The organism is Thermococcus celericrescens, from assembly GCF_001484195.1.
GTDB classification, from domain to species: domain Archaea; phylum Methanobacteriota_B; class Thermococci; order Thermococcales; family Thermococcaceae; genus Thermococcus; species Thermococcus celericrescens.
The window spans coordinates 22494-29762 of record NZ_LLYW01000020.1 but is presented as its reverse complement, the minus strand read 5'-3'; the positions used below and the strand labels follow the sequence as shown (position 1 = coordinate 29762).

The following is a 7269-nucleotide window of genomic DNA, read 5'->3' as shown; positions in this document are numbered from 1 at the left end:
GGGCTCCTGTCGGCTGGAATAGACGTAATAGACATCGGCCTCGCGCCCACGCCCCTGACCGGCTTCGCCATCAAGCTTTACGGTGCCGATGCCGGCGTCACTATCACGGCAAGCCACAACCCGCCCGAGTACAACGGCATAAAGGTCTGGCAGGCCAACGGAATGGCCTACACCCCCGAGATGGAGAACAGACTTGAGGCCATTCTGGAGTCCGGGAACTTCAAGAAGGCCCCCTGGAACGAGATTGGAACACTCAGAAAAGCCGACCCGCGGGAGGAGTACATAAGAAAAGCCCTTGAGATGGTTCACCTGGACGGTTCTTACACCGTCGTTATCGATTCAGGCAACGGGGCTGGCTCCATTCTGAGCCCCTACCTCCAGAGGGAGATGGGCAACCGCGTGATAAGCCTTAACTCTCACCCCAGCGGTTTCTTCGTCAGGGAGCTTGAGCCGAACGCGAAGAGTCTGTCCGCGCTGGCAAAGACTGTGAAGGCCATGAAGGCCGACGTCGGCATAGCCCACGACGGCGACGCCGACAGGATTGGAGTTGTGGACGATGAGGGCAACTTCATCGAGTACGAGGTCATGCTCAGCCTCATAGCCGGCTACATGCTCAGAAAGTTCGGAAATGGCAAAATCGTGACGACGGTCGATGCCGGCTTTGCCCTCGATGACTACGTTAGACCGTTGGGCGGCGAAGTTCTGAGGACGCGTGTTGGTGATGTTGCCGTTGCCGACGAACTGGCAAGGCACGGCGGAGTCTTCGGCGGTGAGCCGAGCGGAACGTGGATAATGCCCCAGTGGAACCTCACCCCCGACGGGATCTTTGCTGGGGCGCTCGTTCTTGAGATGATTGACAAACTCGGCCCGCTCAGCGAACTTGCTGAAGAAGTCCCGCGCTACGTAACACTGAGGGCTAAAATACCCTGCCCCAACGAGAAGAAGGCCAAAGCCATGGAAATAATCGCCCACGAGGCCCTCAGGAGCTTCGACTACGAGAGACTCATAGACATAGACGGCGTTAGAATCGAGAACTCGGACTGGTGGATTCTCTTCCGCCCGAGCGGAACCGAGCCGATAATGAGGATAACGCTGGAAGCTCATACAGAGGAAAAGGCCAAAGCCCTGATGGAGAAGGCTGAGGGGCTGGTCAGGAGCGCGGTGGAGCGGGCGTGAGATGAGGACTTACATCTTTTATGCCCTTCTCTCCGCTTTCTTTGCCTCCCTCGTCCCGATATTCGGAAAACTGGGCCTTAAGGACGTTGACCCAACGCTCGCGACGACCGTCAGAGCCGTCATAATGGCCGCCTTTCTCGTTGGCGTCGCCCTCGTGAGCGGGGTAACCAGAGAATCGCTGAACGGTAAAGCCTTGCTCTTCATAACCCTCTCCGGCCTTGCCGGCGCGCTCTCGTGGCTCTTCTACTTCATGGCTATCAAAAACGGTCGCGTTCCGGCGGTGGTCGCGATAGACAAGACGAGCGTCGCTTTGGCTATATTCCTCTCATGGCTAATACTTGGGAGCAAAATGGACGTGAAAACGGCCATTGGTGCGCTCCTAATAGTCCTCGGCGCCCTCCTCGTGGCCCTTTAAAGCGTTTTTCATCCTCTTCAAACTCTCCTCGATGTCGTCCTTGTCGAACTCGATGTAAGTTCCCTCCGGAAACCGCGCCATGAGTATCTCGAAGAGTATCCCGGGCATCTTCATGAGCTTGAAGCCCTGCTCCCCCACTATCTCCTTCGAACGGCTGAGTCTCTCCTCCTTGCTCAGGTAGAAGAACTCCTGCATGGCGGAATAGGGATAGCTTTCCGGATCGCTCGAACTCGTGTGGAAGACCCCGCAGGTTGGGGAGCCTTTGACCCCAACGAAGACGACCTTCTCGGGCCTTTCCTCTGTCAGAACCCGCCCTATGAAGTCCGCTATTATCTTTGCCCTCTCGCGCATGCCGAGCCTCTCGTAAACTTCTCTGCTTGCCGGTGCCCTCGGCCAGCCCATCAGCTCGTATTCGGGGCACGGATAAGCTAGAACCTGCCAGTCCTCGCCGAGCTCTCCAATCAGCTCCCTCAGGAGCCTCGCCGTCTTGTACTCCTTCCCTTTGGCCCCGCGGTAGACGTAGAATGGGCTTAGGAGGCATGGGGCAATGATGAGGAGCTTCATGGTTCATCCCTCGAAGGTTTTCAGAAAGGGAATCCTCTCGAAGTCGGAGTCATAGGCCCCTTTAAGGCCGTCCTGAATGGCAAGGGTAAATGCCCTTGGATCCCCAAGGTGCAGACCAACGAAAACCGATGAATCCACAAAGACCTCAGAACGACTCATAGTACGCCTCCTTCAGGCGCTTGTAGTCGATTTTTCCAACATTTCTGATAACCATTGAGTCAAGGAGTTCATCTAAGTCTGTCTCGATGATTTTTATCCTCACCCTTGCATGATCGTGCAGATGGGGCTTTTTCAGAGGCTTCAGAACGCCGTTCTCGTACACGGCCTCTATGATCTCCTCCATGGTTCCACCCAATATCCTTTGGTGAAACTTCCTTTAAACCTTCCCTGTGATTTCTTCAATTATCCCCTCGACTTTCTCTCTCAGCCCCTCCAGCGTTCCCTCGTTGGTTATCACGTAGTCAGCTAAACCCTTCAGCTCGCTCGTGCGGTATAAGCGCTCCTCGGCGTCGTCCATGGCCTTGAAGTCCTCGAAGCTCTTGATGCCCTTGTCCTTGCTCGCCTTCCTCCTCATCAGGCGCTCGAACCTTACCTCCGGCCTTGCCTCGACGTAGATGACCTTTCCGCCGAGCCTCTTGACGGCCTTTATCTCCCCCTCGGAGCGGACGCCGTCTATGACGATGTTCTTACAGTGCCTCATCTTGTCAACGGCGAGCCTTATGAGTATGTCCTCGCCGTAGGTTTCCTTGAGGTACTTCCCGAACTCTATGAGTCTGTCCCGCGTCGGCTCGGCCTTCTCCGGCAGCTCGGGAATCCACGAGTAGTCCGAGACGTTGTGGGTGAGCAGGTCTATCAGTGGGTCGCTGCAGGAAACCCTGCAGAATCCCTTCTCCTCGAAGAACTCCGCAACCGTCGTCTTTCCGGCGGCGATCTTTCCAACGACACCGACTATCATCTTCTCCACATCCTCCAGATTAGATTGGCCCCGTCGGTCGATTCCATAAGTCCCTCGTAGGTTAAGTCTGTGATGAACCGAATTAAGGCTTTTTTGTCGTACATTACGGGCCTCTCAAAGCCGAAGAGGTACTTCAGCTCGAAGAAGCCTATGTGCAGCAGCCGGAAGGGGTTGAGGAGGGCGATTTCCTTCTCGAATCTTAGACCGAAGGGAAAATCCGCCAGAACGAGCTTTGCCCCACGATCCTCCGCGAGGGCGACCAGTTTTCCTTCGTCCGGAAAGAACAGCTCCTCCGGCCCGGCCTCTATCGGCTCGTACTTCAGCCTTGGGAACGCGTACCTGATTCCAACGGCCTCGTGGGGAAGGTTCAGCCTTTCAGCAAAGCCGAGCAGGGCTTTCGCGTTGAAGCTCATGAAGACGAGCGTTTTGAAGTTCCCTCTGACATCCGGCCACTTTCGCGGGGGGAACCTCTTCTCCGCCTCGATTATCGGAAGGAGGAATTCAAGCTCCGTTCCCTCAACGAGTTTTTCGGCTTCCTCGAGCTTCCTCCGCTTTATCTCTAGGTCGAGGTTTGAGTAAACGGTCAGCTGTTTAACTCCGAGCCTCTCGCGGAGCTTTCCGATGACGAAGCTGTTGCCTATGACGACGCTCTTGTCTGTCCTGTCGTGGGCGATTATGAAGAGCTTGTCGCCCTCGGGGTCGTAGCGAACCTCGTCTATCCTGAACGGGCTCTCCGGAAAGCCGTTCTCGCGCCTTATATCTCTGACCAGCTTTGATATCTCCCCGACCGTGAACATGGTTCTTCCCTCCTACCTCAAAGGGTGGACTTTTAAGGTTCTCGGCGGGAGGTTTGTTCCAAAACACGAACAAAAATTTATATAACCTGGAACAAATTCCCTCCGGTGATGTGGGTGAGGATGAGTTCGAGGGAGATAGCTCTAATCGGTATGATGCTGGGACTCTCGCTGCTCTTTGATGTGATGCCGATAGAGATGCCCACCGTATGGGGGATGAAGATAGACCTCGTGGCGGTTCCGATAGTGATGGCCTACCTCCTCACTGGGTTCGCCGGGGGATTAACCGCGGTTCTGCTGCTGTTTGCGGGCCTCAGCGTGGTATCCTCGGCCAGCTGGCTCGGGGCCATGATGAAGTCCCTAGCCACCCTCTCGGTCATCGTGGGCTTTGAAGCGGCCAGGAGACTCACGCGCTTTGACCTTGGCAATGGGGCGAGGCAGAGGCTTGTTCTGTTTGCGGTGGTTGCATACCTGGCCGGAATCGCGATAAGGATACCCCTCATGCTGGCCCTCAACTACTACGTTGCCCTTGAGATATGGCTCGGCCTTCCAAGGGAGCAGGTGATCCAGGCTGTCGAGAGCTGGACGGGCGTTCCTTTCTGGGTTGCAATAGGCCTCCCGAATGCCATTCAGAGTGCCATCGACGTCTTTGTGGGGCTTGCCGCGACGATACCTGTGTTAAGGCGCCTTCCGCACCTGCTGGATTAGTGCTTCCAGGTTTTCTTTTTTGAGTCCTCTTTCTTCAAGATAGCCGTTCCATCTCTCTGCGTAGTCCATGAACGTTCCATCCCCCGTCCGGGTGTAGAGCCAGACGAGGAGCTTGATGTGGAGCCGGTGGTAGTCTTCTCTGGCCTCTGGTCCTTTAACCGAGTAGAGGCTCCACTCACCACTATCGCAGTCTGGAAGGGCCCGTTTAACGCTTTTTACGCCCGCGTTGAAGAGCTCCAGTGCCCGTTCATCGCCCGTGAATCTGTGGTAGAGCCACAGCCCCTTCATAGTGATGATGTGGCCGTTGAGGACGAGAAAGTCCGGGCGGTAGGGGTACTCGAGAAACCAGATCCCGTAGGCAGTGTTCTCGACGAAACCGTCGTGCTCGGGGGACAGGTAGAACGAGTTAAAGAGCCGATGGGCCGCGCGCAGGTATGTCTCGTTGCCGGTCTCGTTGTATAACCACGCGTAGAGGCCGGCGAGCATTCCCTGTGAAAACGACGAGACCCAGGGTAGCCTGATCTCCCTGGTGCTTGGTGGCTCGAAATAAACGTTGAAGATGCCCGCTTCGCCGGTGCTTTGATGAACCACCTCCATAAGGGGGAGCATTTCCTTTAGAAGTGCCTCCGCCCTTCTATCTTGGCCCGTCTTCAGGTAGTGGTACGCCCAATTGGAGGCCGTCACAGGGTAATACTGAAAACCGCGCCCCCTGTAGTACACGAAGGGCAGCGTGCTCGTGAAGTTCTGACATTCCACGTAGGGGATGCTTTCGAGGGGCCGCTCCCTGGAGAATGAGACGACGTGGTAATCGGTACCCGGCGGCTCTCTCTTCGAGAAGTAGCAGAGGTTGGCGCGGAGGGTGAGGTTCAGTATCTCCAGCTCGGCCCGAGTAAGACGTCGTTTCCGTGCGATTGAGGAGAACACCTCGATGGGATAGTGGACGTCCGGGAATTCCAAGGAGGCATTGAACGCTTTCCCTATGACCTCCCGTAGGGAGGGATACTCCTCCATGAGGAGTTCATAGTCCCCCGGTCCGGCGGGCGGGGATTCAATCGGAGGTGTGTGAATGGGCGTGGCTGTGCTACTCACTGGGTTGGACGAGGTTTGGTCTTTTTCTTTTTCATTCGTTCCCAGGCAGCCGGAGGCTATGATGAGGAGCGTTACCAAAATTACTGTTGCTGTTTTTCTCATGGAACTCATAGTTAACACTATCTGAAAGAGTTAAAAAGCTTTTCGAAAGATTTTAAAAATAGTTAGAGGTTCCCGAGTATTTCCTCCTCTTCCATCGTCCTCTCGCAGTAGTGGCAGCGCACCTTAAGGGGCTCCCTTGAGACGACGTAGAATTTGGAGACTGTGTACTCGTGGTTACTGACGCAGTTGGGGTTCGCGCAGCGAAGGATTCCGGTTATCTCGTCCGGAATCTCGACCTTGAACTTCTCCGCCACTTTGTAGTCCCGCACTATGTTCACGGTCGCGCTCGGGGCAATGAGGGCTATTTTGTTGACCTCCTCCTCGCTCAGGAACTTGCCCTCTATCTTGACGATGTCCTTCCTTCCGAGCTTCCCGCTGTGGACGTTCGAGGCGAGAAGGAGAACGCCGCCGTTCGGCCTGTTGAGGCGGAGTATCTCGATGACCTTCAGCCCCTTTCCGGCCGGGATGTGGTCTATGACGGTTCCCTCTCTGATGGCGGTAACCTTGAGCTCGGCCATTCACAGCACCCCCAGGGTCAGTCCGAGAAGGGCCATTCTCACGGGAACTCCGGAGAAGACCTGCCTGAAGTAGAGCGCGTGCTTCGTCCTGTCGACCTCTGGGTGTATCTCGTCGACCCTCGGGAGAGGGTGCATTATTCTGAGGCTTTCCTTCGCGTTCTTCAGAACCGTGCAGTTAACCTGGTAGCTACCCTTGACCTTGAGGTACTCCTGCTCGTCCGGGAAGCGCTCGCGCTGGATTCTGGTGACGTAGAGAACGTCCAGCTCCGGGATCGTTCCCTCCAGGTCGGTCGTCTCGTGAATTCTAACCCCCTTCTCGCGGAGCTCTTCAACGATGTGCTTCGGCATCCTCAGGAGACCCGGCGAAATCAGGTAGAGCTCGACGTCGTAGAAGGCCAAAGCCTCCGCCAGGCTGTGGACGGTTCTCCCGTACTTGAGGTCGCCGAGCAGACCTATGGTCAGGCCGTCTATCCTTCCGAAGGCACGTTTTATCGTGTAGAGGTCGAGCAAAGTTTGCGTCGGGTGCTGGTTGCTGCCGTCGCCGGCGTTGATCACCGGTATCTCCGCCATCTCCGCGGCGAGCCTCGCGACTCCCTCCATCGAATGGCGTATAACTATCACGTCGCTGTACTGCTCGACCGTCTTTATCGTGTCGGCCAGGCTCTCGCCCTTCTTGACGCTCGTGCTGGCGGCGGAGGAGAAGCCTATGACCGAGCCGCCGAGGCGGTGCATGGCGCTCTCAAAGCTCAGTCTGGTTCTCGTTGACGGTTCGAAGAAGAGCGTCGCGAGTATCTTTCCCTTCGCGTAGTCGAGTGCGCCCTTCTCGTTGAGTTCCGTTTCAAGCCTTTCGGCAACGTTCAAAACGAACTCGATGTCCTCTTTGGAGAAGTCCCTAACGCTTATCACGTCGCGTCCTTTCCAGTCCATAAAAGCCCTTCTCGTGTAAAT

Annotated in this window: 11 protein-coding genes; 3 read left to right on the top strand and 8 right to left on the bottom strand. The window is 56.0% G+C overall.

What is annotated here, in order from left to right:
* Both glmM and APY94_RS06230 read left to right on the top strand, forming a co-directional pair.
* Positions 1-1176, top strand: a 1176-nt coding sequence (glmM, locus tag APY94_RS06235; RefSeq protein ID WP_058938807.1) for a phosphoglucosamine mutase, incomplete at its 5' end; no start/stop codon positions are given.
* Position 1177: 1 nt separating this feature from the next.
* Positions 1178-1591 (top strand): EamA family transporter, encoded by a 414-nt coding sequence (locus APY94_RS06230; protein ID WP_058938806.1) that lies wholly within the window; start codon positions 1178-1180, stop codon positions 1589-1591.
* Here the strand turns inward: APY94_RS06230 and APY94_RS06225 are convergent.
* Genes APY94_RS06225 through APY94_RS06210 form a run of 5 tightly spaced genes read right to left on the bottom strand, consistent with a single transcriptional unit; the run spans position 1556 to position 3907 of the window.
* Positions 1556-2155: a hypothetical protein gene (locus APY94_RS06225; RefSeq protein WP_058938805.1), complete on the bottom strand. Its 600-nt coding sequence runs from the start codon at positions 2153-2155 to the stop codon at positions 1556-1558. The two genes, APY94_RS06230 and APY94_RS06225, sit on opposite strands and share 36 nt — an antisense overlap.
* A 3-nt stretch (positions 2156-2158) precedes the next feature.
* Positions 2159-2314, bottom strand: a complete 156-nt coding sequence (locus APY94_RS13345) for a hypothetical protein (protein WP_169791805.1) — start codon at positions 2312-2314, stop codon at positions 2159-2161.
* Entirely contained in the window at positions 2301-2498 is a 198-nt protein-coding gene (locus APY94_RS06220) for an antitoxin family protein (protein WP_058938804.1), read from the bottom strand. The genes APY94_RS13345 and APY94_RS06220 overlap by 14 nt, the downstream gene beginning before the upstream one ends.
* Positions 2499-2531: 33 nt before the next feature.
* Positions 2532-3110 carry an AAA family ATPase gene (locus APY94_RS06215; protein ID WP_058938810.1) on the bottom strand — a complete coding sequence of 193 codons (579 nt, stop codon included), beginning with the start codon at positions 3108-3110 and terminating at the stop codon, positions 2532-2534.
* Positions 3107-3907 (bottom strand): hypothetical protein, encoded by an 801-nt coding sequence (locus APY94_RS06210; protein ID WP_058938803.1) that lies wholly within the window; start codon positions 3905-3907, stop codon positions 3107-3109. The genes APY94_RS06215 and APY94_RS06210 overlap by 4 nt, the downstream gene beginning before the upstream one ends.
* A 108-nt stretch (positions 3908-4015) precedes the next feature.
* On the opposite strand from APY94_RS06210, the gene APY94_RS06205 reads away from it, so the two are divergent.
* Entirely contained in the window at positions 4016-4612 is a 597-nt protein-coding gene (locus tag APY94_RS06205) for an ECF transporter S component (RefSeq protein ID WP_245610425.1), read from the top strand.
* Here APY94_RS06205 and APY94_RS06200 read toward each other — a convergent pair.
* Genes APY94_RS06200 through pyrB form a run of 3 tightly spaced genes read right to left on the bottom strand, consistent with a single transcriptional unit; the run spans position 4583 to position 7248 of the window.
* Positions 4583-5812, bottom strand: coding sequence for a D-glucuronyl C5-epimerase family protein (locus APY94_RS06200; RefSeq protein WP_083500622.1), 1230 nt, complete (start codon positions 5810-5812; stop codon positions 4583-4585). The genes APY94_RS06205 and APY94_RS06200 overlap by 30 nt on opposite strands.
* A 53-nt stretch (positions 5813-5865) precedes the next feature.
* On the bottom strand, positions 5866-6321 hold the full coding sequence (pyrI, locus tag APY94_RS06195) for an aspartate carbamoyltransferase regulatory subunit (protein WP_058938801.1): 456 nt from the start codon (positions 6319-6321) through the stop codon (positions 5866-5868).
* Positions 6322-7248 (bottom strand): aspartate carbamoyltransferase, encoded by a 927-nt coding sequence (gene pyrB, locus APY94_RS06190; RefSeq protein ID WP_058938800.1) that lies wholly within the window; start codon positions 7246-7248, stop codon positions 6322-6324.
* Between the last annotated feature and the right edge of the window lie 21 nt (positions 7249-7269).

What these genes read in the sequence shown, in the direction of transcription:
- APY94_RS06200 (WP_083500622.1), bottom strand. Translation starts at nt 5,812, where the DNA reads ATGAGTTCCATGAGAAAAACAGCAACAGTAATTTTGGTAACGCTCCTC.
- APY94_RS06205 (WP_245610425.1), top strand. Translation starts at nt 4,016, where the DNA reads ATGTGGGTGAGGATGAGTTCGAGGGAGATAGCTCTAATCGGTATGATG.
- pyrB (WP_058938800.1), bottom strand. Translation starts at nt 7,248, where the DNA reads ATGGACTGGAAAGGACGCGACGTGATAAGCGTTAGGGACTTCTCCAAA.
- APY94_RS06210 (WP_058938803.1), bottom strand. Translation starts at nt 3,907, where the DNA reads ATGTTCACGGTCGGGGAGATATCAAAGCTGGTCAGAGATATAAGGCGC.
- APY94_RS06215 (WP_058938810.1), bottom strand. Translation starts at nt 3,110, where the DNA reads ATGATAGTCGGTGTCGTTGGAAAGATCGCCGCCGGAAAGACGACGGTT.
- APY94_RS06225 (WP_058938805.1), bottom strand. Translation starts at nt 2,155, where the DNA reads ATGAAGCTCCTCATCATTGCCCCATGCCTCCTAAGCCCATTCTACGTC.
- APY94_RS13345 (WP_169791805.1), bottom strand. Translation starts at nt 2,314, where the DNA reads ATGAGTCGTTCTGAGGTCTTTGTGGATTCATCGGTTTTCGTTGGTCTG.
- pyrI (WP_058938801.1), bottom strand. Translation starts at nt 6,321, where the DNA reads ATGGCCGAGCTCAAGGTTACCGCCATCAGAGAGGGAACCGTCATAGAC.
- APY94_RS06230 (WP_058938806.1), top strand. Translation starts at nt 1,178, where the DNA reads ATGAGGACTTACATCTTTTATGCCCTTCTCTCCGCTTTCTTTGCCTCC.
- APY94_RS06220 (WP_058938804.1), bottom strand. Translation starts at nt 2,498, where the DNA reads ATGGAGGAGATCATAGAGGCCGTGTACGAGAACGGCGTTCTGAAGCCT.